Source organism: Mycobacterium seoulense (assembly GCF_010731595.1).
In the GTDB taxonomy this organism is placed as follows: Bacteria; Actinomycetota; Actinomycetes; order Mycobacteriales; family Mycobacteriaceae; genus Mycobacterium; species Mycobacterium seoulense.
On record NZ_AP022582.1, the window covers coordinates 1,556,090 to 1,582,303 of the forward strand.

24 protein-coding genes are annotated in these 26,214 nt (G+C 69.1%); 10 read left to right on the forward strand and 14 right to left on the reverse strand.

Features of this window, described 5'->3' with window-relative positions; all coding sequences use genetic code 11:
* The first annotated feature begins 114 nt into the window (after positions 1-114).
* Positions 115-741, forward strand: coding sequence for a GNAT family N-acetyltransferase (locus G6N37_RS07005; protein ID WP_163677848.1), 627 nt, complete (start codon positions 115-117; stop codon positions 739-741).
* Positions 742-760: 19 nt separating this feature from the next.
* On the opposite strand, the gene G6N37_RS07010 is transcribed toward G6N37_RS07005, so the two are convergent.
* The 4 genes from G6N37_RS07010 to G6N37_RS07025 form a co-directional block, all read right to left on the reverse strand.
* Positions 761-2,197, reverse strand: coding sequence for a GuaB1 family IMP dehydrogenase-related protein (locus tag G6N37_RS07010; protein ID WP_163677850.1), 1,437 nt, complete (start codon positions 2,195-2,197; stop codon positions 761-763).
* A 39-nt stretch (positions 2,198-2,236) separates the two neighbouring features.
* Positions 2,237-3,706: an NADP-dependent phosphogluconate dehydrogenase gene (gene gndA / locus G6N37_RS07015; protein ID WP_163677852.1), complete on the reverse strand. Its 1,470-nt coding sequence runs from the start codon at positions 3,704-3,706 to the stop codon at positions 2,237-2,239.
* A 100-nt stretch (positions 3,707-3,806) separates the two neighbouring features.
* The gene (locus tag G6N37_RS07020; protein ID WP_163677856.1) at positions 3,807-4,757 is read right to left on the reverse strand and encodes a M56 family metallopeptidase; all 951 of its coding nucleotides are present in this window, start codon (positions 4,755-4,757) and stop codon (positions 3,807-3,809) included.
* A 14-nt stretch (positions 4,758-4,771) separates the two neighbouring features.
* Entirely contained in the window at positions 4,772-5,191 is a 420-nt protein-coding gene (locus tag G6N37_RS07025) for a BlaI/MecI/CopY family transcriptional regulator (RefSeq protein WP_163677859.1), read from the reverse strand.
* Positions 5,192-5,489: 298 nt separating this feature from the next.
* Between G6N37_RS07025 and G6N37_RS07030 the strand changes: the two genes are divergently transcribed.
* Positions 5,490-5,903, forward strand: a complete 414-nt coding sequence (locus G6N37_RS07030; protein WP_163677862.1) for a PaaI family thioesterase — start codon at positions 5,490-5,492, stop codon at positions 5,901-5,903.
* Between the two features lie 112 nt (positions 5,904-6,015).
* Here the strand turns inward: G6N37_RS07030 and G6N37_RS07035 are convergent, their stop codons facing one another.
* The 4 genes from G6N37_RS07035 to G6N37_RS07050 form a co-directional block, all read right to left on the reverse strand.
* Positions 6,016-7,404 (reverse strand): NAD(P)/FAD-dependent oxidoreductase, encoded by a 1,389-nt coding sequence (locus G6N37_RS07035; protein ID WP_163677865.1) that lies wholly within the window; start codon positions 7,402-7,404, stop codon positions 6,016-6,018.
* Positions 7,405-7,606: 202 nt separating this feature from the next.
* Positions 7,607-7,987 carry a DUF4189 domain-containing protein gene (locus G6N37_RS07040; protein ID WP_163677870.1) on the reverse strand — a complete coding sequence of 127 codons (381 nt, stop codon included), beginning with the start codon at positions 7,985-7,987 and terminating at the stop codon, positions 7,607-7,609.
* Positions 7,988-8,094: 107 nt separating this feature from the next.
* The gene (locus G6N37_RS07045) at positions 8,095-9,012 is read right to left on the reverse strand and encodes an LLM class F420-dependent oxidoreductase (RefSeq protein ID WP_163677873.1); all 918 of its coding nucleotides are present in this window, start codon (positions 9,010-9,012) and stop codon (positions 8,095-8,097) included.
* A 59-nt stretch (positions 9,013-9,071) separates the two neighbouring features.
* Positions 9,072-9,749 (reverse strand): SDR family oxidoreductase, encoded by a 678-nt coding sequence (locus G6N37_RS07050; RefSeq protein ID WP_163677876.1) that lies wholly within the window; start codon positions 9,747-9,749, stop codon positions 9,072-9,074.
* Positions 9,750-10,004: 255 nt separating this feature from the next.
* Here G6N37_RS07050 and modA point away from each other — a divergent pair, with 255 nt between their 5' ends.
* From modA to G6N37_RS07080, 6 genes are all read left to right on the forward strand, one after another.
* Complete coding sequence (gene modA, locus G6N37_RS07055; protein ID WP_163677879.1) at positions 10,005-10,769, forward strand: molybdate ABC transporter substrate-binding protein; 765 nt, start codon at positions 10,005-10,007, stop codon at positions 10,767-10,769.
* A 3-nt stretch (positions 10,770-10,772) separates the two neighbouring features.
* Positions 10,773-11,579, forward strand: a complete 807-nt coding sequence (locus G6N37_RS07060) for an ABC transporter permease (protein WP_163677897.1) — start codon at positions 10,773-10,775, stop codon at positions 11,577-11,579.
* Positions 11,576-12,679 carry a sulfate/molybdate ABC transporter ATP-binding protein gene (locus G6N37_RS07065; RefSeq protein WP_163677900.1) on the forward strand — a complete coding sequence of 368 codons (1,104 nt, stop codon included), beginning with the start codon at positions 11,576-11,578 and terminating at the stop codon, positions 12,677-12,679. The genes G6N37_RS07060 and G6N37_RS07065 overlap by 4 nt, the downstream gene beginning before the upstream one ends.
* A gap of 120 nt (positions 12,680-12,799) precedes the next feature.
* Positions 12,800-13,813, forward strand: coding sequence for an alanine and proline-rich secreted protein Apa (locus tag G6N37_RS07070; protein WP_163677903.1), 1,014 nt, complete (start codon positions 12,800-12,802; stop codon positions 13,811-13,813).
* Between the two features lie 129 nt (positions 13,814-13,942).
* The gene (locus G6N37_RS07075; protein ID WP_055403625.1) at positions 13,943-14,242 is read left to right on the forward strand and encodes a GlsB/YeaQ/YmgE family stress response membrane protein; all 300 of its coding nucleotides are present in this window, start codon (positions 13,943-13,945) and stop codon (positions 14,240-14,242) included.
* A gap of 46 nt (positions 14,243-14,288) precedes the next feature.
* Positions 14,289-15,317, forward strand: coding sequence for a zinc-binding alcohol dehydrogenase family protein (locus G6N37_RS07080; protein ID WP_163677908.1), 1,029 nt, complete (start codon positions 14,289-14,291; stop codon positions 15,315-15,317).
* Between the two features lie 6 nt (positions 15,318-15,323).
* On the opposite strand, the gene G6N37_RS07085 is transcribed toward G6N37_RS07080, so the two are convergent.
* From G6N37_RS07085 to G6N37_RS07095, 3 genes are all read right to left on the reverse strand, one after another.
* Positions 15,324-16,085 carry a CPBP family intramembrane glutamic endopeptidase gene (locus G6N37_RS07085; RefSeq protein ID WP_163677911.1) on the reverse strand — a complete coding sequence of 254 codons (762 nt, stop codon included), beginning with the start codon at positions 16,083-16,085 and terminating at the stop codon, positions 15,324-15,326.
* A 129-nt stretch (positions 16,086-16,214) separates the two neighbouring features.
* Positions 16,215-18,587 carry a phosphoketolase family protein gene (locus G6N37_RS07090; protein ID WP_163677914.1) on the reverse strand — a complete coding sequence of 791 codons (2,373 nt, stop codon included), beginning with the start codon at positions 18,585-18,587 and terminating at the stop codon, positions 16,215-16,217.
* A 46-nt stretch (positions 18,588-18,633) separates the two neighbouring features.
* Positions 18,634-19,482 carry an SDR family oxidoreductase gene (locus tag G6N37_RS07095; RefSeq protein WP_163677917.1) on the reverse strand — a complete coding sequence of 283 codons (849 nt, stop codon included), beginning with the start codon at positions 19,480-19,482 and terminating at the stop codon, positions 18,634-18,636.
* A 90-nt stretch (positions 19,483-19,572) separates the two neighbouring features.
* Here G6N37_RS07095 and G6N37_RS07100 point away from each other — a divergent pair, with 90 nt between their 5' ends.
* Entirely contained in the window at positions 19,573-20,082 is a 510-nt protein-coding gene (locus tag G6N37_RS07100) for a GNAT family N-acetyltransferase (protein ID WP_163677920.1), read from the forward strand.
* Positions 20,083-20,096: 14 nt separating this feature from the next.
* On the opposite strand, the gene G6N37_RS07105 is transcribed toward G6N37_RS07100, so the two are convergent.
* The 3 genes from G6N37_RS07105 to G6N37_RS07115 all read right to left on the reverse strand — a co-directional run bounded on the left by G6N37_RS07105 (position 20,097) and on the right by G6N37_RS07115 (position 23,616).
* Positions 20,097-20,594: a DUF427 domain-containing protein gene (locus G6N37_RS07105; RefSeq protein ID WP_163677923.1), complete on the reverse strand. Its 498-nt coding sequence runs from the start codon at positions 20,592-20,594 to the stop codon at positions 20,097-20,099.
* Positions 20,595-20,917: 323 nt separating this feature from the next.
* Positions 20,918-22,513, reverse strand: coding sequence for an alkaline phosphatase family protein (locus G6N37_RS07110; RefSeq protein WP_232075334.1), 1,596 nt, complete (start codon positions 22,511-22,513; stop codon positions 20,918-20,920).
* 185 nt (positions 22,514-22,698) lie between these two features.
* Positions 22,699-23,616, reverse strand: a complete 918-nt coding sequence (locus G6N37_RS07115; protein ID WP_163677929.1) for an undecaprenyl-diphosphate phosphatase — start codon at positions 23,614-23,616, stop codon at positions 22,699-22,701.
* A 168-nt stretch (positions 23,617-23,784) separates the two neighbouring features.
* Here G6N37_RS07115 and G6N37_RS07120 point away from each other — a divergent pair, with 168 nt between their 5' ends.
* Positions 23,785-26,178 (forward strand): CoA transferase, encoded by a 2,394-nt coding sequence (locus G6N37_RS07120; RefSeq protein ID WP_276066110.1) that lies wholly within the window; start codon positions 23,785-23,787, stop codon positions 26,176-26,178.
* The last annotated feature ends 36 nt before the right edge of the window (positions 26,179-26,214 follow it).

The following is a 26,214-nucleotide window of genomic DNA, read 5'->3' on the forward strand; positions in this document are numbered from 1 at the left end:
TAGCCGGATCGCCCCCGCCCACGGTCGACCACCATTTCCGGGAAGCCGCGAGCGCCCCTTATGAGGGAACCCGAGTATGGGTTGCCTAACCTTACCAAGCTAAGCTGCCGCATTATGGCGTCCGAAGCCCCGCCCGAAACCCGATCAGCCCACGTCCTGCCCCGCGAGCGCCGCGACCTCACCGACGAGATCGCACGCATGGCCCGACCCCCGCTTCCCGCGCTGGATCCGCCGTTCGCGCTGCGCGTCGCGCAGCGCGGCGACGCGGGCATGGTGTCGGAATGGATGAACCTTCCGCACCTGGCGGCGGCCTGGGAATACGACTGGCCGACGCCCCAATGGGAGCGCCACCTGGGTGCGCAACTCGACGGAACGTACTCGCTGCCGCTGGTGGGCAGCGTCCGCGGCAGGGATGTTGCGTACCTCGAATTATATTGGGGCGCAAAGGATCTTATTTCGGAGCACTACGATGCCCAGCCGTATGACTTGGGGCTGCACGCCGCCATCGCCGACCCGGCCCTGGTGCACCGGGGACTGGGCCCGATGCTGTTGCCGCGGATCGTCGCCAGCGTTTTCTCCGTCGAGCCGCGCTGCCGCCGCATCATGTTCGATCCCGATCACCGCAACACCCCGGCGCGCCGGGTGTGCGAGGAGGTCGGATGCGCGTTCCTCGGCGAGTACGACACGACGAACCGGCGCATGTCGCTGTACGCGCTGGAACGCCCCACCGCCGGGGCGTGACCGGGATGGTGACCCGGCGTCACCAACCCAGCGGCAGGGGATGGCCTTCGGCGAAGCCGGCGGCCGACTGCACCCCGACGACGGCCCGCTCGTACAACTCCGTCAGGTTGCCGGCCCCGACGTACGTGCACGTGCTCCGCACGCCCGAGGTGATGTGGTCGATCAGATCCTCGACGCCCCCGCGGTCGGGGTCCAGCCCCATGCGCGACGTTGAGATGCCTTCCTCGAACAGTGCTTTGCGGGCGCGGTCGAACGCGGTGTCGGCGGCGCTGCGGGCGACCACCGCCCGTTTAGAGGCCATGCCGTAGCTCTCCTTGTAGGGCTGGTCTTCGCGGTCGCGCATCAGGTCCCCGGGCGATTCGTAGGTTCCGGCGAACCACGACCCGATCATCACGTTGGACGCCCCGGCGACCAGCGCCAGCGCCACGTCCCGCGGATGGCGGACGCCTCCGTCGGCCCAGACGTGCCCACCCAATTGCCTTGCCGCCGAAGCGCATTCGACTACGGCAGAGAATTGGGGCCGGCCCACGGCGGTCATCATCCGGGTGGTGCACATCGCCCCCGGCCCGACGCCGACCTTGACGATGTTCGCCCCCGCGCCGAGCAGATCGCGGGTGCCTTCGGCCGAGACGACGTTGCCCGCCACCAGCGGCACCCCCAGTTCGAGGGATGCGACCGTGCGGATCGCGTCGAGCGTCTTGACCTGGTGCCCGTGTGCGGTGTCGACGACGAGCACGTCGACGCCCACCTCGGCCAGCGAGCGCGCCTTGGCCCCCACGTCGCCGTTGATGCCGACGGCCGCGCCCACCCGCAGCCGGCCGCCGGCGTCGACCGCCGGGGTATAGAGGCCCGTCCTGACGGCACCGGTGCGGGTCAGCACACCCGCCAGCGTCCCGTCTGCGTTCGTCACCACCGCGACCCCGATCGGGGCATGCTCGAGCAGGTCGAAGACCTTGCGTGGCTCGGTGCCGACCGGGGCCGTGACGAAATCGGTGATGGCCACGTCGCGCACCCGGGTGAAGCGGTCCACGCCCAGGCAGCTCGATTCGCTCACCAAGCCCATCGGGCGGCCCTCGAAGACGACGACGGCGACCCCGTGCGCGCGTTTGTGGATCAGCGCGGTGGCATCCGACACCGAGTCGTCGGGCGCCAGCACGACCGGGGTGTCGAGCACCAGATCACGGGTCTTGACGAACTCCACCGTCTGCTGCACCGCGGTGATCGGGATGTCCTGCGGCAGGATGACCAGACCGCCCCGCCGAGCGACCGTCTCGGCCATCCGCCGTCCGGCCACCGCCGTCATGTTGGCGACCACCACCGGGATCGTGGTGCCCGACCCGTCGTTGGTGGACAGGTCGACATCGAAGCGCGACGCGACCTCCGACCGGTTCGGCATGACGAAGACGTCGTTGTAGGTCAGGTCGTAGCCGGGCCGATGCCCGTCGAGAAATCTCATCGCTGTCGCTGTGCCCCCTCGTGTCCTCCGGAGTACCCGCTAGGCGGGTACTTCGCTGCGGTCTGCGCTCCACAGCGTGTGGAAGCGCTTGTCCGGGTCGTCGTCGATGCGGCCGTAGGTGTGCGCGCCGAAGAAATCGCGCAACCCCTGGGTCAGCGCCGCGGGCAGCCGCTCGGTGCGCAGGGCGTCGTAGTAGGACAGCGCGGAGGAGAAGCCCGGGATCGGAATGCCCAGCTGCGTGGCGGTCACGACGACGCGGCGCCAACCGTCGATCGCGGCCTCGATCGCGCTGCGGAAGTAGGGCGCGACGATCAGCGTCGGCAGGTCGGAGTCTTCGTCGAACGCGTCCTTGATGCGGTTGAGGAACTTGGCCCGGATGATGCAGCCGCCGCGCCAGATGGTGGCCAGGTCGCCCGGCGTGATGCCCCAGTCGTATTCGGCGCTGCCGGCCTGGATCTGGTTGAACCCCTGGGCGTAGGCGATGATCTTCGACGCGTACAGGGCCTGCCGCACGTCCTCCACGAATTGCTTGGCGTCAGCCGGTTTGCCGCCCAGCTCGCCAGACGCCAACCCCGTGGTGGCCTTGCGCTGGGTCACGGACCCCGACAGCGCGCGGGCGAACACCGCCTCGGCGATGCCGGTGACGGGCACGCCGAGGTCCAGCGCCGACTTGACGGTCCAGCGGCCGGTGCCCTTCTGCTCGGCCTCGTCGAGGATGACGTCGACGAGCGGCTTGCCCGTCTTGGCATCCTTCTGGCGCAGGACCTGGGCGGTGATCTCGACGAGGAAGCTGTCCAGGTCGCCGGAGTTCCACTCGTCGAACACGTCGGCGATCTCGTCGGCGGTCTTGCCGAGGGCGTCGCGCAGCAGCTGGTAGGCCTCGCCGATCAGCTGCATGTCGGAGTACTCGATCCCGTTGTGCACCATCTTGACGAAGTGACCGGCGCCGTCGGGGCCGATGTGGGTGCAGCACGGGACGCCGTCGACGTGGGCGGAGATCTCCTCGAGCAGCGGGCCCAGCGACTTGTACGACTCGGCGGGGCCACCCGGCATGATCGACGGGCCGTTGAGCGCGCCCTCCTCCCCGCCGGAGATTCCGGCGCCGACGAAGTGCAGGCCCCGGTCGCGCATCGCCTTCTCGCGGCGAATGGTGTCGGTGTAGAGGGCGTTGCCGCCGTCGATGATGATGTCGCCTTCTTCCATGGCGTCGGCGAGCTCGTTGATGACGGCGTCGGTGGGGTCGCCGGCCTTGACCATGATGAGCACCCGGCGCGGCTTCTCCAAGGCGTCCAGGAATTCCGCGATGGTCTCCGACCGCACGAACTTGCCCTCGTCACCGTGCTCTTTGAGCAGCGCGTCGGTCTTGGCGACCGACCGGTTGTGCAGCGCCACGGTGTAGCCGTGCCGGGCGAAATTGCGTGCGATGTTCGACCCCATCACCGCCAGACCGGTCACGCCGATCTGCGCGGAAGCGGTCTTGGAACCAGGGGCGGTATCCGACGAACCCATGTCTTCGCCTCTCAAGTCGGAGAACGTTGCCGAAAAGCTTTCCGTCACACTGTGGCACAGCGGACATGTGCCCGCCCGGGGTGATGACGCCCGCGCTGGGTCAGAGGTTGAACAGCCGGCGCAGCTCGGTGAGCCACGGTACGGCCAACGCGACGGTGGGCACCACGAACACGGCGACCGCGGCCAGATAGGCGGCGGCCGACAGTGCCCAGCTGTTGCCACACCCGCAGAGCCGGCGCACGCGGACCACCGTGCTGGTGCCGCCCGCTGCCAACGCGCCCGACGGCGCCCGGCCGGCCGCGCAGGCCACCAGCGCCCGCGCCAGGGGAGCGCGACCCGCCGCGCGCACGGCGGCGTCGTCGGCGAGCAACTCGACGAGCAGCTGCACCGCGCCGAGCGCGTTCGCGCTGCGCACCAGCCGCGGGAACGCGGCGTGCACCGCGGTGAAGGCTTCCAGTACCAGGTCGTGCCGGGCGCGCAGGTGAGCCCGCTCGTGGGTGAGGATCGCCGCGACCTCCGCATCGGCGAGCGTGTTCAGCGCTCCCTCGCTGACCACCACCCGGCTGCGCACCCCGGGCAGGCAGTAGGCGAGCGGCTGTGCGACGTCCAGCACGCGCAGGTCGCGCGTGCTGGCACAGCGCTGGGAGAGCGCCGCATCGTGACCGACCCCGACCAGATCGACCACCATGCGGTGATGGGCCCGCCGCCGCCGGTTCGCGATGGCCACCCGGACCACGGCGACCATCAATCGGGCGCCGACCAGCACCGTCAGCGCGAAAACACTGATGTATGCCGCCCATAGCAGCCACCCGAGCCGGCCCGCGTCGCCGACGATGCTCGCGGTGGGCCGGCCGTCGGGACCGGGCATCAGCAGCCGAGTGGCGATCGCGATGCCGGCGCTGAACGCCGAGAGGACCGCGGCCAGCGCGACGGCCTGCCACAACACCATCGCGGCGCGGGGCGCGCGCAGCGGCCAGCTCGCGCGTGCCAACAAGGCCGGCACCGGGCCGACCAGCAGCACCGCGAGGATGGTGAAGGCCAGCGCGGACACGCTGTCAGTCTCCCTCAGTCCTCCGCCGGCGCGCCAGCGGCTGGCGCGTTGCCGCGTTGACTGGCTTCCAGTTCGGCCAGCGCTCGCCGAAGCGCGTCCGCCTCGTCGGCGCCCACCCGCTCCACGAAGTGGACCAGTGCGGCCTGCCTGCCACCGGAATCCTCCGCCTGGGCCAGCGCGTCCACCATGAGCCCGGCGACCAACTCGTCGCGGCCGTGCACGGGCGCGTATCGGTGGGCGCGGTCGTCGCGGAGCTGGGAGACCAGGTTCTTCTTGGCCAGCCGTTGCAGGACGGTCATGATCGTCGTATAGGCAAGGTCGCGTCGAGCGGACAGCGCGTCGTGGACCTGGCGGACAGTTTGAGGTTCCGCCGTGGACCACAAGTGATCCATCACGGCGCGTTCGAGATCCCCCAGCCGGGTCAGTTTCGCCATAGTGCGTTCTCTCCTGAGCGTCGACATCATCTTACTCCGCGTACTACGGACGGTCGTACCGAAGCTGCTCACCCTTCCACCGAAAAGGCGCTTGCGAAATTAGGGCAGCCTTGCCTATGCTAACCGGGTCGAGCGACAATGACCGCGGCAGAGTCCTGAGGGCTGCAGTGACCCCCGGTCTACTCGATCGGCGAGCCCCGTGCCCCCGGCACGGGGCTCAGCCGTTTCTGGAGCAGCGTTGCCGACGCGGGCGTCCGCCGAAAGCGCCGCCGTCCGATCGATGGTGTAGACACAGAACGTGCCACAGCCTCCGGAAACGACCAGCCCGACGGACTTCACCGCGCCCTTCGACCAGGAGATCGGGCTGCAATTCACCGAATTGAGCCCCGACGGCGCCCGCGCGCAGCTCGAGGTCACCCCCAAGCTGTTGCAGCCGATGGGCCTCGTGCACGGCGGCGTCTACTGCTCGATCATCGAAAGCATGGCCAGCGTGGCCGCCTACACCTGGCTGGCCACCCGCGGGGGCGGGAATGTGGTGGGGGTCAACAACAACACCGACTTCCTGCGTTCCATCGGCTCGGGCATGGTGTACGGCACAGCCGAGCCGCTCCATCGCGGCCGGCGCCAGCAGCTGTGGTTGGTCACCATCACCGACGCCGACGACAAGGTGGTCGCCCGCGGGCAGGTGCGGCTACAGAACCTCGAGGCGTAGGCCAGCGGAGCTTCGGCCCACGGCACCATCCCAGGCCGCGGCGCCGATCCATGAATGACGTTGCGCCGGAATGCCTTTCGGGAAATCAGCGGCGGCGCCGGTTCGAGCCGGTTTAGCTCGCCCGCTTGGCGGCCGCCGGCCGCTTGGTTTCCGCGGCGAGCACCGCCAGCTGTTCGAGGCGGGTGCGGGCGAACGCCTGCTGCTCGGTGATGGTCAGCTGGCCGCGCCGGGTGCTCAGGAAGGTGACCGTCCACGACAGCAGCGTGCTGACCTTGGTCTTGAACCCGACCAGGTAGACCAGGTGCAACACCAACCACATCAGCCAGGCGATGAAGCCGCTGAACTCCAGCGGTCCGACCTTGGCCACGGCGGAGAACCGCGAAACGGTGGCCATGGACCCCTTGTCGAAGTACTGGAACGGCTCGCGTTCCGCCGGATCGGCCCCGCCGAGTTCGGCCTTGATCGTGTTGGCGACGTACTTGGCGCCCTGGATCGCGCCCTGGGCCACGCCCGGTACGCCTTCGACGGCCGCCATGTCGCCGACCACGAACACGTTCGGGTGCCCCGGGACCGACAGATCCGGCAGCACCTTGACCCGCCCGGCCCGGTCGAGTTCCACCGAGGACTGCTCGGCCAGGTCCTGGCCCAGCCCACTGGCCTGAACGCCGGCGGACCACACCTTGCAGGCGGACTCGATGCGCCGGATGGTGCCGTCGGAGTCCTTGACCGTGATGCCGTTGCGGTCGACGTCGGTGACCATCGCCCCCAGCTGGATCTCCACGCCCATCTTCTCCAGCCGGGCCCGCGCCCGCATACCCAGCTTGTCGCCGAAGGGCGGCAGCACGGCGGGCGCGGCGTCGAGCAGGATCACCCGGGCTTTGGTGGAGTCGATGCCGCGGAACGAGCCCTTGAGCGTGTGGGCCGCCAATTCGGCGATCTGGCCGGCCATTTCGACGCCGGTCGGGCCGGCTCCGATGACGGTGAACGTGAGCAGCTTGGCCCGCCGTTCGGGGTCGCGTGACCGTTCGGCTTGTTCGAAGGCGCTCAGGATCCGTCCCCGCACCTCGAGTGCGTCGTCGATCGATTTCATGCCGGGCGCGAACTCGGCGAAGTGGTCGTTGCCGAAGTAGGACTGACCCGCGCCCGCGGCGATAATCAGGCTGTCGTAAGGGGTTTCGTAGGTGTGGCCGAGCAAGTCGGACACGACGAGCTTCCTGGCCAGATCGACGTGCGTGACGTCACCGAGCAGCACCTGGACGTTGCGCTGCCTGCGCAGGATGACGCGGGTGGGCGGGGCGATGTCGCCTTCGGACACGATGCCCGTAGCCACCTGGTACAGCAACGGCTGGAACAGGTGGTGGGTGGTGCGGGCGATCAGCTTGATGTCGACGTCGGCGTGCTTGAGTTTCTTTGCCGCGTTGAGTCCACCGAACCCCGAACCGATGATGACGACCTGATGGCGACGTTCGGTTCCAGCTGTGGTTTCCGGTGGGGGGCTCATGGTTCCGTTGCTCCTGACGGGGGCTTTTGGACACGCGACTGCAGTTAGCCACAACGCTAGTCAGGCGAGTACCCGGAAACCTAATTGATAAGCATGTGTTGTTTGCAACACTAACGGTGTGCGGCGCCGTAATGCCTGGTGGGCATCGGGCCGTGTGGCGTACCTATCAGGGGGTTTCAGCCGGCCCGGCGCGCCGCCGTCGTCACTGGCTGGAGCCCTCTCCCGCGCAGTGGTCGTGGCCCGCCTGGATCGTTCCGCCGGGGGCACGCTCGAGCGCCTGGGCTTCGGCTTCTTCGCGGGTCGGGCCCCAGCCGCCGAAGTATCGGGACTTGGCCGCGTTCAACACGAGCGCCACGCACCCGCCCTGCCCGCTGGCCAGCAACCGGCAGTCGCTGATGCTCTTGCGGCACGTCTCCATGACCGCTTTCTCGGCCGCGCCCTGGCTGGCCGCTCCATCGGCGATGTTGATGCGGCCGGTGGAGTCCGAGATCGCCATGGCGATCCAGTTGTTGTCGGCGTGCGCGATCGGGGGGGCGGCGAATGCCACACCCGCGGCCATCGCCGCCAGGGCTCGTCTCTTCATGTCCTCCCCGGCCTTCTTCTGCGCTGCGCCGATGTGGCGCAGGTAAACGCGGCTACACAGAAGTATTACCGCGGCGGGGCCAATCCGCGACCCCACCCGGGCGGCGGCTACAGGCCGACGACCGGGCGCAGCGCGTCACCCACGGCGCTGATGACGCCGGGGGTGTAGAAGGGCAGGTTGATGATCACGCCGTCGATGCCGGCATCCACCACTTTGGTTTTGATCTGGTCGGCGACCGAATCGGGGCTGCCGACCACCATGCGCTGCGCCATTTCGGCCGGGATCTGATCGGGTTTCGCGTTCTCGTCGATCAGCACGGTGGTCAGGGTGCTGGTCTCCAGCGTCGCCGGGTCGCGGCCGACGTCCTCGCAGCGCCGCCGCACAACCTCCAATTTGCCTGGCAGCTCGTCGAATCCGGCGATCACGTTGAGGTGATCGAAGTGGCGCGCCGCGAGGGGGATCGTCTTCTTCTCGCCGCTGCCGCCGATCATCAACGGAATATGTTCGCGGAAGCGCGGATTCGCCATCGCCTCGCGGACCCGATACCACTTGCCCGAGAATGTCGGCCGCTCGCCCGCGATCATCGGCAGGATGATCTGCAGCGCCTCCTCGAGCCGGTTGAACCTGTCGGTGAAGGTGCCGAATTCGAAACCCAGCTGGTCATGTTCAAGTTCGAACCACCCGGCACCGATGCCCAGAATCGCGCGGCCCTGACTCACCACGTCGAGGGTGGTGATGATCTTCGCCAGCAGCGAGGGGTTTCGGTAGGTGTTGCCGGTTACCAAGGTGCCCAATTGAACTCGTTCGGTGGCGGTGGCCAGCGCGCCCAGGGCGGTATAGGCCTCCAGCATCGGCTGGTCGGGATCGCCCAGCATGGGTAGCTGGTAGAAGTGGTCCATCACGAAGACCGAGTCGAAGCCGGCTGACTCGGCCTCGCGGGCCTGGGCCAGAACGGTGGGGAAGAGCTCCGCCACCCCGGTGCCGTAGGAGAAGTTGGGAATCTGCAGACCGAGTCGGATAGCCACGCGATCTACCGTAGTGCGGCTCCGCGCGGGGCGACACGGCTCGGCGCCGGATTACGCCCTCAGCCGAATTGCGCGAGCGCGCCGTGGCTGACGTGCAGCGTCTGACCGGTGATGTGGCGGGCGGCCGGGGTGGTCAGGAACAGCGCCAGACGCGCGACCTCGCCGGCGACCGACCGGGACGTGCGGGACAGGCCGTCGTAGCCGGGCTGGGCGCTGCGCCCGCTGGCCACGGCGTTGACGGTGATGCCGCGGGTGCCGAAGACGCCGGCCTGTCCGGCGACCCAATTCGACAGCGTTGCTTTGATCGCGGCGCCGACGCTTCCGGCCGGCGGGTTCTCGGGCACCACGCTGATGATGGAGCCGCCCGAGCGCAGGTGATCACCCACGGTCTGCACCGTCAGCACCGCCGACAGCACGGTGGCGTCCAACGCTTCACGCCACGCGTCGGCGGTGTCGGCGATGGAGTAGGTGCGTGGGTCGCCGGCGTCACGGGTGGGCGCCGGCACGTTGACGATGGTGTCCAGATGGTGGGGGAACAAGCCACGGGCCTCGGTCAGGCTCGCCGGGTCGGTGGTGTCGCACACGATGGCGTCCACGTCCAATTCCTTGGCGACGATTTCCAGGTCGCTGCGCCGCGCACCCACGAGGGTCACCTTGTGACCGTCATCGCGGAAGCCCTCGGCCACTGTGCGCCCCAGTTCGGTGTCTCCGCCGGTGACCAACACCTCCACTGCCATGACCTCCTCGTGTTCAACGTTGAACCCAGACCCGGGCAGTTCCGTAGGGCCAACCACGGGACCGCTGAGGGGGACCTGCCTGGGAGCTCAGCGCGTTATGGCATCAATCTTCCTTGATGTTACTGGACAGTAGCTAGTCGGCGAAATTCTTGACGGCGCGACGCGCGGATCATTTGCGTAACTATTCGTCCCTCACTTTTTTGCGACTAATAGACCAGCAAGCTGGCCGCATCGTCGGCGGGCTAGGGTGCAAACATGCGGCAGATCGGGATCCTGGCCGGTGTGGTGGCGATGACGCTGGCTGCCGGGTGCGGTGCGCATCCGTCTTCCCCGGGCGCTGCGGGCCCAGGGCGGCTTGTAGTGTTCGCCGCGGCCTCCCTGAAGCCCGCATTCGGTCAGATCGGTGCGCAGTTCAAGGCCCAAAACCCGGGCAGCGACGTCGAATTCGACTTCGCGGGTTCCTCGGAACTGGCCACCCAGTTGACGCAGGGCGCGACGGCCGACGTGTTCGCGTCGGCGGACACCGCGCAGATGGACACCGTCGCCAAGGCCGGCTTGGTGTCCGGCAACCCGACGAACTTCGCGTCCAACACACTGGTGATCGTCACCGCGCCGGGAAATCCGAAAAACGTCGGCTCCTTCGGCGACCTCGCCCGGCCCGGGCTGGGGGTGGTGATCTGCCAGAGGCCGGTGCCGTGTGGAGCGGCGACCCGGCACGTCGAGGACAGCACCGGCATCCGCCTCAACCCGGTGAGCGAGGAGCCGAGCGTCACGGACGTCCTCAACAAGGTCACCACCGGACAGGCCGACGCCGGGCTGGTATACGTCACCGACGCCCACAGCGCGGGGAACAAGGTGACGACCGTGAGCTTCCCGGAGGCCGCCGGTGCGGTGAACGTCTATCCGATCGCGGTGCTCAAGAACGCGCCGCGACCTACGTTGGCGCAACGGTTCGTGGCCCTGGTGACCGGCGACGCCGGTCAGAACATCCTGGCCCAGTCGGGTTTCGCGAAACCCTGAACCATGCACCGGCATACGAATCTGCCGCGGTGGGTGTACGTCCCCGCCGCCGTGGGGACCGTGTTCGTGCTGCTGCCGTTGCTGGCCATCGCGGTCAGGGTCGACTGGGCGAACTTCTGGTCGCTGATCGCCAGCTCGTCGTCGCGGACGGCGCTGCTGCTCAGCCTCAAGACCGCCGCGGCCAGCACCGTGCTCTGTGTGTTGCTGGGCGTGCCGATGGCGTTGGTGCTGGCCCGCAGCACCGCACCTCTGGTGCGGCTGCTGCGGCCGCTGATCCTGCTGCCGTTGGTGCTGCCGCCGGTGGTGGGTGGGATCGCGCTGCTCTACGCGTTCGGCCGGCTCGGATTGCTCGGCCGCTACCTCGAAGCGGCCGGCATCAGCATCGCCTTCAGCACCGCGGCCGTGGTGCTGGCGCAGGCCTTCGTGTCGCTGCCGTTCCTGGTGATCTCCCTGGAGGGGGCCGCGCGCACCGCCGACGCCGACTTCGAGATCGTGGCGGCCACGCTGGGGGCACGACCGAGCACGGTCTGGTGGCGGGTAACCCTGCCGCTGCTGCTGCCCGGCGTGATGTCGGGGACGGTGCTGGCGTTCGCCCGCGCGCTGGGGGAGTTCGGCGCGACGCTGACCTTCGCCGGTTCCCGGCAAGGGGTCACCCGCACGCTGCCACTCGAGATCTATCTGCAGCGGGTGGACGACGCCGACGCGGCGGTGGCGTTGTCGATTCTTTTGGTGGCGGTGGCGGCGCTGGTGGTATTGGGGCTGGGCGCGCGCCGGCTGACCGGGGTCGACGCGGGGCGGCCGGGGCCATGAGCGAATTGCAGCTGCACGCCGTCGTGGCCGACCGCCACCTGGACGTGGAGTTCGCGGTATCGGCGGGCGAAGTGTTGGCCGTCCTGGGGCCCAACGGCGCGGGCAAGTCGACCGCGCTGCATGTCATCGCCGGGCTGATCCGCCCGGATCACGGGTTTGTGCGGGTGGGGGATCGGGTGCTCACCGACACCGCGACCGGGGTGAACGTGGCGACCCATGACCGCCGGGTCGGCCTGCTGTTGCAGGACCCGCTGCTGTTCCCGCATATGAGCGTCGCCGCCAACGTGGCCTTCGCGCCGCACAGCCGACGCGGATGGCTGCGGCCCGCCCGGGCCGCGCAGAAGGCGACCGCGCTGCGCTGGCTGCGCGAGGTCGAGGCCGAGCGGCTCGCCGACCGCAAGCCGCGCCATCTTTCCGGCGGTCAAGCCCAGCGGGTGGCGATCGCCCGGGCGCTGGCCGCCGAGCCCGGGGTGTTGCTGCTCGACGAGCCGCTGACAGGTCTCGACGTCGCCGCGGCCGCGGGAATCCGCGCGGTGTTGCGCGGCGTGGCCGGCCGCACCGGCTGCGCGGTCGTCCTGATCACCCACGACCTGCTCGACGTGTTCGCGCTGGCCGACCGGGTGCTGGTGCTGGAGGACGGGCAGATCGCCGAGATCGGCCCGGTCTCCGACGTGCTCACGGCGCCGCGCAGTCACTTCGGGGCGCGCATCGCCGGCATCAACCTGGTCAACGGGACCGTGTCCCGCGATGCCTCCCTGCTCGTGCGCTCCGGGGCCCGCTGGCACGCCACCGTGCCGGAGGGGGGCGAGGAACTCGCGGCGGGGCAGAACGCGATCGCGGTCTTCCCGCCCACGGCGGTGGCGGTTTACCGGGACCAACCGCACGGCAGCCCGCGCAACACCGTCGAGGTGACAGTGGCGGAGGTGGACATTCGCGGGTCGGCGGTGCTGGTGCGTGGCGAGCAGCAACCCGACGGCGCCCCCGGTCTGGCCGCGGAGATCACCCTCGACGCTGCCTCGGAGTTGCGCCTGGCGCCCGGCGAGCGGGTGTGGTTCTCCGTGAAAGCTCACGAGGTGGCGTTGTATCCGGCGGCGCACTGAGAGGCGGAATGACGCGCCCGGCCGCGCGGCGGGTTGCGCATCGGCAACATCGGCAAAACGGCGTGGCAATTGTCCGCAAGGCTCCTTGCGTCACAGCCGTAACACGGTAGGTTCGTCGCCATGGATCAGGTGGAACCCAACTCGACACGTCGCAAAGGCCTGTGGGCGACGCTGGCGATAGCCACGGTGACCAGTGCCAGCGCCGTCACGATCGCATTGCCCGCGACCTCGTACGCCGACCCGGAGGTTCCGACCCCGGTCCCGCCGACCACGGCGACGGCCCCGCCGCCTGCGGCCGGCCCCGCCGCCCCGGGAACCACGCCGTCGCCCGGCGCGCCGCCGGCGGCGGCCGATCCCAACGCGCCACCGCCCCCGCCCGTCGACCCGAATGCACCGCCGCCGCCGCCCGTCGACCCGAACGCCGGACGGGTCGCCAACGCCGTGGGCGGCTTCAGTTACGTCCTGCCCCCCGGCTGGGTGGAGTCGGACGCCTCGCACCTCGACTACGGTTCAGCGCTGCTGAGCAAGACGACGGGGCCGCCGCCGCTGCCCGACCAGCCGCCGCCCGTCGCCAACGACACCCGCATCGTGATGGGCCGGCTGGACCAGAAGCTCTACGCCAGCGCGGAAGCGAACAACGCCAAGGCCGCCGTGCGGCTGGGCTCCGACATGGGCGAGTTCTTCCTGCCGTATCCCGGCACGCGGATCAACCAGGAATCGACCCCGCTCACCGGGGCCAATGGCATCACCGGCAGCGCCTCGTACTACGAGGTCAAGTTCAGCGACGCGTCCAAGCCCAACGGCCAGATCTGGACGGGCGTGGTCGGGGCGCCCGCGGCGAGCACGCCCAACGCCGGACCACCGCAACGCTGGTTCGTGGTCTGGCTCGGGACGGCCAACGACCCGGTCGACAAGGGCGCGGCCAAGGCGCTGGCCGAGTCGATCCAGCCATGGGCGGGTCCGCCCGCGCCGGCGCCCGGAGCCCAACCCGAGCCGGGAGCTCCGGCTCCCGGAGCACCCCCACCCGCTCCAGCACCGGGAGCCCCCGCGCCGTCTCCTGCCCCGGCTCCGGCGCCGGCGGGAGAGGTCAGCCCCACCCCCGCACCGGCACCACAGCGGACGCAATCGACCTGACGCGCGGTCGGCGCGTCGGGATGAGGCGCCAACCGTCTGAAAACCGGATCCTTTTCGTTACGCAAACCGGGTATACCGAAGTGACGGCCCAGCAACATGCTGGGCTTTGCCAGCGATAAGGAGACCCGCATGGACGTCATGGCAGCAACCGAATACCTGGCCCGCTCAACAACGTTCACGAGCGTCGGCCTCATCGGCTACATCATCATCGGCGGCCTGGCGGGTGCGCTCGCCAGCAAGATCATCCGGGGCAGCGGCGCCGGCATCCTGATGGACATCGTGATCGGCATCATCGGTGCGCTGATCGGCGGCTTCATCCTGAGCTTCTTCGTCAACACCGCCGGTGGTGGCCTGATCTTCACCTTCTTCACGGCGCTGCTCGGCTCGCTGATCCTGCTCTGGATCGTCGGCATGGTGCGACGGACCTGACCGGCTAGCACGTTGCGGCCGTGGTGGTTGGCGGCATGATGGACGGATGGTCCCACCGCTGACGACCACGACCATGCGCGCGTGGCGGGTGCGTCGTCCCGGACCGATGGACACCGACCCGCTCGAAGAGGTCACCGCCGACGTGCCGCGCCCCGGACCGTCGGAGTTGCTGGTCGCGGTGCGTGCCTGCGGGGTGTGCCGCACCGACCTCCACGTCACCGAGGGCGACCTGCCCGTGCACCGCGACCGTGTCACGCCCGGCCACGAGGTGGTGGGCGAGGTCGTCGAGGTGGGCCCCGAGGCCGGCGACGACTTCCGGGTGGGAGACCGGGTGGGCATCGCCTGGCTGCGCCACACCTGCGGCGTATGCAAATACTGCCGCCGGGGAGACGAGAATCTGTGCCCGCAGTCCCGCTATACCGGCTGGGACGCCGACGGCGGCTACGCCGAATTCGCCACGGTGCCCGCCGCTTTCGCGCATTCGCTGCCGACCGGTTACAGCGACGCCGAGTTGGCGCCGTTGTTGTGCGCCGGCATCATCGGATACCGCTCCCTGCTGCGCGCGGATCTGCCACCGGGCGGACGGCTAGGGCTCTACGGGTTCGGCGGAAGCGCCCACATCACCGCGCAGGTCGCGTTGGCGCAGGGCGCCGAAGTGCACGTGATGACCCGCGGCGCCGAGGCGCGCGAACTGGCGATGCAGCTCGGCGCGGCGTCGGCGCAGGGCGCGGCCGACCCGCCACCGGTGCAGCTGGATGCGGCGATCCTGTTCGCGCCGGTCGGCGATCTGGTGCTGCCCGCGCTGGAAGCGCTGGACCGCGGCGGCACCTTGGCGATCGCCGGCATTCACCTGTCCGACATCCCGCCGCTGAACTACCAGCGTCACCTGTTCCAGGAACGCCAGGTCCGCTCGGTCACGTCCAACACCCGGGCGGACGCGCGGGCGTTCCTCGATTTCGCGGGCGAGCACCACATCGAGGTGACCACGCCGGAATACCCGCTGGGCCAGGCGGATCGCGCGCTGAGCGACCTGAGCGCGGGCCGCATCGCCGGCGCGGCCGTGCTGTTGGTGTGACGGCCCTCAGGCCGTCAGGTGCCAGACCAGGGCGGCGGCCAGTGCCCCGAGCCCGTTCAGGGACCAGTGCAGTGCGATCGGTGCGATCAGGCTGCCGCTGCGGCGGCGCAGCCAGCTGAAGACGAAGCCGGCCGCCCCGGTGGCCAGCACGGCTCCGGTCACCCCGGCCAGCATCCCGACGATGCCGCCGCCGAACAGCCGGGTGAAGCCGACGTTGCTGCTGGTGAGCCCGAGCGACGTCGCGACATGCCACAGGCCGAACAGCAGGGACCCCGCCAGCGCGACCCCGCGGAAACCCCAGGCCCGGTGCAACGCACCGTGCAGGACGCCGCGGAAGGCCAGTTCCTCCGGGATCACGGTTTGCAGCGGGATGATGACCATCGAGGCGATCAGCGCGCCGGAGACGGTGGCATAGCGGTGGTTCAGGAACATCGGCCGCGTGATGGGGAGCAGCACACCGATGGCGATCACCGAAGCGACGACGACGACCGCGGCCAGCGCGTAGCCCAGCCCCGACTTCCAGTGTTCGCGCCCCAGGCCCAGGTCGGCCCAGTCCAGACCGTTGGCGCGCATCAGGAACACCAGGCCGATTGCGGCGGCGGGAACGACGGCGATGCCCGCCCACGGCGTGGTGAAGTGCGCGACCAGGTTGGTGAGCACCAGCACGACCACGACGACGGCGATGTCGAGATGGATCCGGAACCTGTGCAGCGCCCAGAGCTGCGAGAGCACCGGATGGGTGCCGGCTGTCCCGGTGTCGTCAAGCATCCGGCCAGTCTACCGGCGCGCCCCGCCCCCGACTCGGTTCGCCGAGATTGCCGCCGCGGTTGTGTTCGCACAACGAAGGACACCCGTCACGGCAATCTCGGCAAAACGGGTCCGCCCGCCCGGTCCAGATCACTCCGGGTCCCAGGTCCAGCCGGCGATCTGCGGGTCGTCCTCGCCGTGCTCGCGGGTGTAGGCACGCGCGGCGAGCCGGGCGTCGACCATGCGCTGGCGCAGCACGGCGGCCCGGCTGGCCAGCCCGTCGACCCGGTCGATGACGTCCATGACCAGGTGGAACCTGTCGAGGTCGTTGAGCATGACCATGTCGAACGGGGTCGTCGTGGTGCCGCGCTCCTTGAACCCGCGCACGTGGATGTGCGGGTGGTTGGTGCGGCGGTAGGTGAGCCGGTGGATCAGCCACGGGTAGCCGTGGTAGGCGAAGACGACGGGTTTGTCGCGGGTGAACAGCGCGTCGAACTCCCGGTCGGGCAAGCCGTGCGGGTGTTCGGATTCCGGCTGCAGCCGCATCAGGTCGACGACGTTGGCCACCCGGACCGCCAGCTCAGGCAATTCGCGTCGCAGGATGTCGGCGGCGGCCAGGATTTCCAGCGTCGGGATGTCCCCGGCGCAGGCCAGCACCACGTCGGGCTCGGCGGTCGCGGTGCTCGCCCACGGCCAGATGCCAACGCCGCGCGCGCAGTGCGCGATCGCCTGGTCCATGTCCAGGTAGGCCAGCGCCGGTTGCTTGCCGGCGACGATGACGTTGACGTAGTTGCGGCTGCGCAGGCAATGGTCGGCGACCGACAGCAGCGTGTTGCCGTCCGGCGGCAGGTACACGCGCGTCAACTCGGCTCTCTTGTTGGCCACCAGGTCGATGAAGCCGGGGTCCTGGTGCGACGCGCCGTTGTGATCCTGGCGCCACACGTGCGAGGAGAGCAGGTAGTTCAGCGACGCGATCGGCCGCCGCCACGGCAGCTCCCGGCTGGTGGCCAGCCACTTGGCGTGCTGGTTGAGCATCGAGTCGACGATGTGGACGAACGCCTCGTAGCAGTTGAACAGGCCGTGGCGCCCGGTCAGCAGGTAGCCCTCCAGCCAGCCCTGGCACAGGTGCTCGGAGAGCACCTCCATCACCCGGCCGTCCGCGGCCAGGTTCTCGTCGTCGGGCCCGAGCTCGGAGAGCCAGACCTTGGCCGTCGACCCGTACACCGCGTCCAGCCGGTTGGAGGCGGTCTCGTCGGGGCCCATCAGCCGGAATCGGTCCATGTTGCGGGCGATCACGTCGCGCAGGAAGGTGCCAAGCACCCGGGTCGCCTCGTGGGTCTCGGCGGCCGGCCGCGACACCGGCACGGCGTAGTCGCGGAAGTCGGGCAGGTCGAGGTCGTGCAGCAGCAGGCCCCCGTTGGCGTGCGGGCTGGCGCTCATCCGGCGGTCACCGCTGGGGGCCAACGCCCGCAGCTCCGCGCGCAGCCTGCCGTCGCCGTCGAACAGCTCCTCGGGCCGGTAGCTGCGCAGCCACTCCTCGAGCTGCGCTCGGTGCTGAGGATTGTCGTGCGTCTCGGCCAGCGGAACCTGATGCGCCCGCCAGGTGCCCTCGACCTTCTTGCCGTCCACCACTTTTGGGCCGGTCCAGCCCTTGGGGGTGCGCAGCACGATCATCGGCCAGACGGGCCGCGGCGTCTGGTTGCCGCTGCGCGCGGCGTCCTGGATGGCCGCGATGTCGTCGAAGGCGTCGTCGAGCGCGGCGGCCAGCTGCTGATGCACGTCGGCGGGGTCGTCACCGGCGACCGTGATGGGCCGGTAGCCGTAGCCGCGCAGCAACGCCTCGAGTTCTGGGTGGGGGATGCGCGCCAGCACCGTGGGGTTGGCGATCTTGTAGCCGTTGAGCTGCAGGATGGGCAGCACCGCGCCGTCGGTGACGGGGTTGAGGAACTTGTTGGAATGCCAGCTGGCGGCCAGCGGCCCGGTCTCGGCCTCGCCGTCGCCGATCACACAGGCCACCACCAGGTCCGGGTTGTCGAAGGCCGCGCCGTAGGCGTGCACCAGCGCGTAGCCCAGTTCACCGCCCTCGTGGATGGAGCCGGGCGTCTGGGCCGCGACATGGCTGGGGATGCCGCCGGGAAAAGAGAACTGCCGGAACAACTTTCGCAGTCCCTCGCGGTCTTCCTCGATGCCGGTGTACACCTCGCTGTAGGTGCCCTCGAGATAGGCGTTGGCGACCAGCGCCGGGCCGCCGTGGCCGGGCCCGGTGACGTAGATGACGCTGGCGTCGCGGGCGCGGATGATCCGATTCAAGTGCGCGTAGATCAGGTTCAGCGCCGGGGTCGTGCCCCAATGGCCCAGCAGCCGCGGTTTGACGTGCTCCGGGGACAGCGGTTCGGACAGTAGCGGGTTGTCCAGCAGGTAGATCTGCCCGACCGACACGTAGTTGGCGGCGCGCCAGTACGCGTTGATCAAGTCGAGGTCGTTATCGGTCAGGGGAGCGGTGGTCTGGGTTTCTAGGCTCACCCCGCCGATTGTCCGCGCCTGCGGTGAACGCCGCCCGACGCGGCGCTCACTCTTCGCCGCGGGCCCGCGCCTCGTAGGCCCTGCGCTTCTCGGTATCGACGTGATCGGTGAAGACGTGCTCGCCGCCGAGCACGCGGTTCAGCCCCTCAGACAGCGCCCGTGGCATGAACTTCTGCGACGCGATGATCGCGCCGGCCGTCTTGGTGACCCGGACTCGCGGCCGCGGATGGGCGACCAGTTTGACGATCGCCTCGGCGATGTCGGCCGGCTCCGCGTTTTTGATGCCCTTGGCCCCGGACGTCCCGGCGATCAATTCGGTGTTCACGAACGTGGGCATGACGACCGAGAACTTCACGCCCGCGCGGCGGTGCTCGATCCGGGCGGCATCGGTGAACCCGATCACCGCGTGCTTGCTGGCGCAGTAGGTGGCGGCACCCGCGATGTACGTCTCCCCGGCCAGCGAGGCGACGTTGATGACATGGCCGGATCCGCGGGGGACCATCCGCTGGGCCGCCAGCTTGCTGCCCAGGATCACGCCGTAGACGTTGATGTCGAGGACGCGCCGGGTCACGGCGTCCGGCTCGTCGACGATCCGGCCGAGCGGCATGATGCCGGCGTTGTTGACCAGCACGTCGATCGGGCCGAGCTGGCGCTCGACCTCGTCCAGGAAGTCCGAGAACGAATGCGGGTCGGTGACGTCGAGTTTGCCGTAGACATCCAGGCCGAGCGCGGCGCCGGATTCCTTCACCCGCACCTCGTCGACGTCGCCGATCGCCACTTTCGCGCCGAGATTGTGTAGCGCGGTGGCGGTGGCCAGCCCGATGCCCCGGGCGCCGCCGGTGATCACGATGACCTTGCCACCGACCTTCAGCCCAATCGATGCCGCGTCTGCCATTGCCGTACCCTCCGGATTCTTGACGGGTGTCAACAGGGCAATCTACGCCGCGCGACAAACCGTCCCGCCCAGCACGTCCATACTGCGACGATGACCGAGGTGCGGGCGGCGGTCCCGGCGGATGCCTACGAGGTGGCCGGCCTGCACGCGCGGTCTTGGCGGGTGGCGTACCGGGGGCTCATCGCCCAGGACTACCTGGAGAGCCTCAGCGCGGAGGCGTTGGTCAACCGTTACACCTTCGGCCGCATCGGGTTAGGTATGCCGTCCACCCTGGTCGCGGTCGACGGGTCGGCGATTCGCGGTTTCGCCACCACGGGCCTGTGCCGCAACAGCGACTTGCCGAACTTCGGTGAGCTGATGGCGCTCTACGTCGACCCGGCCCATGAGGCAACGGGCGTGGGGCGTCTGCTCATGTCGGCCGCCCGGGGGCGGTTGCGGTCGGTCGGGGTGACGGGCGCGGTGCTGTGGGTGCTGGATGCGAACACCCGCGCCCGGCGCTTCTACCAGCGCGACGGCTGGTGGCCCGACGGGGCTTGCCGCGCAGCGGCATTCGGCAACGAAACGCTGCGACTGGTGCGTTATCGGCTACAGCCGGTGTAGCGCAGGCGGCGCCATCACCAACCCACCGAACCGGGACCGCCTTTGAACGGGCCGGTCACCCAGCTGGTGATCCAGCCACCGTAGAAACCGCCGGGCTGGGGCACGACGACCTCTCCGTTGACCGTGCAGCGGTCGACGTCGCCGGCCATGATCGCGACCGCCCCGGCGATCGGTTCGAACCCGGGCGTTGGGTCCAGATAGCTCCAGGCGGATTTCGGGGCGACGACGCCGCCGCCGATCAGGTCGTAATACGTCGCGCGGCCTTTCCATTCGCACCAAGAGCTCCCGGACGTCTCGCGCAGGGCCCCTTCGACAAAAGCGTCGCGCGGGAGGTAATACGCCGGCGGATGACTGGTCTCGAGCACCCGCCAGGAGCGGCCGGTGGATGCGATGACTTCGCCACCCAACTCGACGGTGATCGCACCGGTGAACGGCTCGACGCGGGGTGGGCGCGGATAGTCCCATACCGACTCCCTCGGGGGTCCGGCGTGTGTTGGGTCTGTTCGGCTCATCTGGCGTTTGCCTGATCAAGGATCGACGGGCTAACGAGTCCACGAGAACTCTTGCGGCCAGTTGGGCTGCTGCGGTTCATCGCTCGATCAGACTCGTGACGGCGCCATCGGTCTCGGTCACTTCGCCTCCTCTGCAGCTCCTGTCCATCGTCCAGCGTAGAGCCGCCGTGGCCTCGCCTATCCCCAACGAGGTCCAAGCGCTGGTCCGTGGGCTGACCATCCGATTCCGATCCGACTATTTGGGAGAAAGACTCACAGGCTGCACAGCGATTGTCATGCGATGGCCGACTCGTACATCATCGCGCCGGGCGCGGCCCCTAGAGCTATGGCGTCCAGTATTCGTTCATCGGCTGGGCGTACTTGTCGTTGTTGGTGAGACGGGGGAGCTGGAAGGAGTCCTCGATGGTGCGCAGCAGGCTGTAGTGATTGTTGTGCGCGGCGGCCACCAGATGTCCTTGACGCATACCGGAATTCGGCGACGGGATGACGATCATGGGGATGTGGTTGCCCTCGTTGCCGAGAGTCAGCGACAGGTTGTTGAAGTCCTCGTCCCAGGTGATGAAGATGGCGCTGCGCTGCGTCTGGAACGCGGGCGAATTCACGATCGTGGGCAACACCTGCTGCAGAAACCGGTCACCGGCCTTGATGTTGTACTGATGGGACGTGAGCTCACTGCCGACGAAGCGCAGGTTGATCGGTCCCTCCATGTTGTTGTTTTCGTCCGCGGCGAACCACACGAAGTTCGGGGTGGTCGAGGCCGATGCGAGGTCAGTGGCCATCCGCGTCAGGGGCAGCACGTGTGCCTGGCAGCGGGCGGCATTGGAGACGATGTCGTGGAAGGCGAGAAATGGTAGTTCGCCGGGGGTGTAGGGACCGCTGGACGCGGTAGCGCAGGGGGTGGGCATGGACTGCTCGTAGCTGGCCCACGTTTTGCCCGCCGCCTCGAGGGAGTCGGCAAGGTTCGGCGCATCGAAGCAGTTCATTTCGCAGTTGTAGTTGGCCCCGAAATCGGATCCCCCGAGGATCGGGTAGTAATTGGGCAGGCTCGGGTGCGTCAGCGCGAAGTAGTTGGACCCGTATCCGTAGGAGCTGATGAGGCTGTTGATGTACGGCGCATTGGGGCTGCCCACAACGTCTTTCACGCCGTGGTTTTCCATGTAGACCAGAAACACGTGGTCGAGGGGCCCGACGGTCGAGTTGGGCGGCGTGGGTGGCGGCGGGGCGGGCAGGGGGGCGCCGATGGTGAACGAGAGGTTGTCGGCGTACGAGTGGTTATAGGCGCCGCCCGCCCAGTGGGTGTCCTTGAAGGTGACGGTGACGCGTGCGCTGCGGGTGCCCGCCGGGATCGTCCCGGTGGTCTCGCGTGGGAACAGCTCGGTCTGAAACCCGCGCTGGAGTATGGAGACCGGCCCGATTGTGCCTGTGCCCAAAGGCAATTGGCTGGCGGCCAGGAAGTCGACGGTGGCCGATGCCTCGGACAGTTCCAGCCTGTTGCCGCCCAGCCAGCCACTCAGCGTGTAGGGTACGGCGCCGCCGTCGATGGCCCCCGCGGCGCCGCTCAGGTCGACGACCTGAGTGATGGTGGACGTCGCCACGTTGCCGCCGCCGAAATACTGCGCGCCGCCGTCGGGCGGGCCGTGCTGGGCGGAGGGGAATGCCAGGAACTTCGGCATGGTCGGGCCTGGCGACCCCAGCGGCGACGGCAACCGGACCAGGGTGTTGTATTTGATCACCGTCGGCGTGCCGGTCACGGCCCAGCCCGGGATCGTCACCCCGCTGTAGCCCGACAATGACGGATCACCCAGCTCGGCACCGGGATTGACCAACAGATTCGGGCTCATGGTGGCGGCCGCGACCGCTCTGGGTGCGGCGAACGTCGACAGCACCAGCATGGCAGCCCCGACGGTGGCGCCGGCCACCCGACAAAGGCGACAGAACATTCAGGCATCACCTCTGTGGTTGAGACGCCGCGCATTGCTCCGTCGATGGTGAGCTACGCCACGCTCAGCACATATGCCCTTGCGCGAATCGATACCCAGCAGTTGCCATTTGGTGACCGAGTCGGTGACGCGATGTCATCGACACCGTGTACTGGATCGCCCCGTCAGCTGACCGCCAGCCACACCAGGCTGGCGCCGCCGGCCACCGCGCAATAGACGGCGAACGGGGTGAGGGTGCGGGTCTGGAAGTACCGCGTCAGAAACCGCACGGCGAGGTAGGCGCAGACGAACGACGCGACGCTACCGGCCAGCACCTGGCCGTGGATTCCGGTGGCGCTCGGGCCGAACAGTTCGGGAATCTTGTACACGCCGGCGGCCAGGATGATGGGCGTGGCCAACAGGAAGGAGAACCGGGCGGCGTCCTCGTGGGACAAGCCCCGCCACAGGCCGGCCACCATGGTGATGCCCGAGCGGCTGATGCCCGGCAGCAGGGCCAGGATCTGCGCGGCGCCGATCAGGACGCCTCGGCGCAGGGGGAGTTGGGCCAGGCGATTGTCGACGGCCTCGCCGGTGTGCGCGGCTTTGTCGCCGGCCGGTTGGGCGTGGTCGGATTCGGGTGCGACGCGGCGGCGCAGCACTTCTCCCGCGTAGAGGGCGATGCCGTTGAGCAGCAGGAAGATCGCCGCCGGAACGGGCTTGCCGAGCGTGGTGCGGAAGGTCCGTTCCAGGACCAGTCCGGCCAGCCCGACCGGGATGGTGGCCCCCACGATCAGCCAGGCCAGCCGCTCGTCGGGGGTCTGGATCCGGCGATACCGCAACGACGACACGAATCCGGCAACGATGCGCAGCCAGTCCCGCCAAAAGAAGACCAGCAGCGCGGCCGCGGTGGCCACGTGCAGGCCGACGATGAAGGCAAGATAGGGCGATTCGGGGGCGGAGACGCTCAGGTCTTGGGCCCAGCGACCGCCGACCACCGCGGGCACCAACACCGCGTGCCCCAGGCTGGACACCGGGAACAGCTCGGTGACGCCCTGAAACGCGCCGACCACCACGGCCTCGATATAGGTCAAGTGCGCGCTCATCTGGGGTGCCTCCGTCGGATCGTTTTGGCGGATACGGCCGCGCCGATCGGCCTGTGACGATAGCCGACGGCGCATTCATCCACCCAATCAGCTTGCCCAGTTGGCTTTTTGGCCGGCGGCACAATAGTCGGCCCGTCCGGGCCCAGCACCGGCGGGTACGGTGTGCTGATGTCCGAGGGGTTGCTCGACGCCGTGCGCGTCCTCGACTTGTCGAGCGGTAACGGCGACGCGGTGACGCGCCTGTTCGCCGACTTGGGCGCCGATGTGCTCAAGGTCGAACCCCCGAGCGGAAGCCCGGCGCGCGATGCGCCGCCGACACTGGCCGGGGCAAGCATCCCGTTTGCCGTGCACAACGCCAACAAGCGCAGCGTGGTGCTGGACCCGTTCGACGAGGACGACTGCGAGGTCTTCCTCGACCTGGCCGCGCAGGCCGACATCGTCGTCGACGACGGTTTCTACGGGGAGGCTCCCACCTTCGGGACGTCGGTCGAGGAGCTGGCCGCCCAGCACCCGCATCTGGTGGTGCTGTCGATCACCGACTTCGGCGCGACGGGCCCACGGTCGTTGTGGCGGGCCACCGATCCGGTGTTGTACGCGATGTGCGGCTCGCTGTCGCGATCCGGCCCCACCACCGGCACCCCCGTGTTGCCGCCGGACGGCATCGCGTCGGCCACCGCCGCCGTCCAGGCGGCGTGGGCGGCCCTCGTCGCCTACTACAATCGGTTGCGTTGCGGCACCGGTGAATTCATCGATTTCTCGCGATTCGACGCGGTGGTCATGTCGCTCGACCCCGCGTTCGGGGCGCACGGACAGGTCGCCGCCGGTATCCGCCGCACCGGGCAGTGGCGCGGGCGCCCGAGGAACCAGGACGCCTACCCGATCTATGCGTGCAAAGACGGTTACGTCCGGCTTTGCGTGATGGCGCCGCGTCAGTGGCGTGGCCTGCGGCGCTGGCTGGGCGAGCCGGACGATTTCCAGGATCCCAAATACGACGTGATCGGCGCGCGCTTCGCCGCGTGGCCGCAGATCAGCGAGTTGGTCCAGGCGCTGTTCGCCGGACAGACCATGAAGGAGCTGGTGGCCGCGGGGCAGGCCCACGGCGTGCCGATCGCCGCGGTGCTGACGCCGTCGTGGGCGATGGATTCCGAACATTTCCGGGCGGTGGGCGCGATCACCGACGCGGAGCTCGTCCCGGGCGTTCGGGCGAGCATTCCGACCGGATATTTCGTCGTCGACGGACGACACGCGGGCTTTCGCAGCCCGGCCCCCGCCGCGGGACAGGACGGACCGGGCTGGCGCGGAAACCCGGCCGTGGTGTCCTCGCCCTCCGGCCGCGTCGGTGACTATCCCTTTGCGGGACTTCGCATCCTGGACCTCGGCATCATCGTCGCGGGCGGCGAGCTGAGCCGGCTGTTCGGCGACCTGGGCGCCGAGGTCATCAAGATCGAAAGCGCCGAATACCCGGACGGGCTGCGGCAGGCCCGGGTCGGCGAGGCGATGAGCGAGTCGTTCGCCTGGACACACCGCAACCACCTGGCGATGGGCCTGGACCTGCGCAGCGCCGCGGGCAAGGAGATCTTCACCCGGTTGGTCGCGGAGTCCGACGCCGTCTTCGCCAACTTCAAGCCTGGAACGCTTACCGCGCTTGGCTTTTCCTACCACGATCTGCGCGCCGTGAACCCGCGGATCGTCCTCGCCGAAAGCAGCGCCTACGGCGACCAAGGGCCATGGAGCACCCGCATGGGGTACGGGCCGCTGGTCCGCGCCGCCACGGGCGTCACCCGGCTCTGGACGGCCGACGAGCCGGAGAACCGGGACGGCGCTGCGCGCCATGCCTTTTACGACGCGACCACGATCTTTCCCGACCACGTGGTCGGGCGGATCACCGCCATCGCGGCGCTGGCCGCGCTGATCCACCGCCACCGGACGGGCGGCGGGTCGCATGTGCACATCTCCCAGGCCGAGGCCGTGATCAATCAGCTCGACGCCCTGTACATCACCCAGGCCGCGCTGGCCGCGGGCGTGCCGAGAATCTCCGAAGACGCCAGCCTGCACGCCGTCTACCCGTGCGCGGGCGACGACGAATGGTGCGTCATCTCGATCGACTCCGACGAGGAATGGCGTTGCGCGGCAGGCGTTTTCCATCACCCCGAATGGGCCGACGACCCGCGGTTCGCCACCGGCGAGGCGCGGCTGGCCAACCGGCGAGAGGTGGTGGAATCGGTGGCGGCCTGGACCCGGACGCGTACGCCGGCGCGGGCCGCGCAGCTGCTGCAGTCCTCGGGAGTCGCGGCCGGACCGATGAACCGACCGCCGGACCTCTTGGAGGACCCTCAGCTGGTCGAGCGCAAACTGTATTCCGAGATGCTGCATCCGCTCGTCGAGCGTCCGCTGCCTGCGGAAACGGGCCCGGCGCCCTTCCAGCACATCCCGCGGGCCCCGCAGCGGCCGGCGCCGCTGCCTGGCCAGGACACCGTCGACATCTGCCGAAGGCTGCTCGGCATGACCCCCCGGGACATCGACCGGCTCTTGGCCGAGGGCGTCCTGTTCGGGCCGCCGTAAAACGGAGCGATCCAACCCACGCGACCAGACGGATCG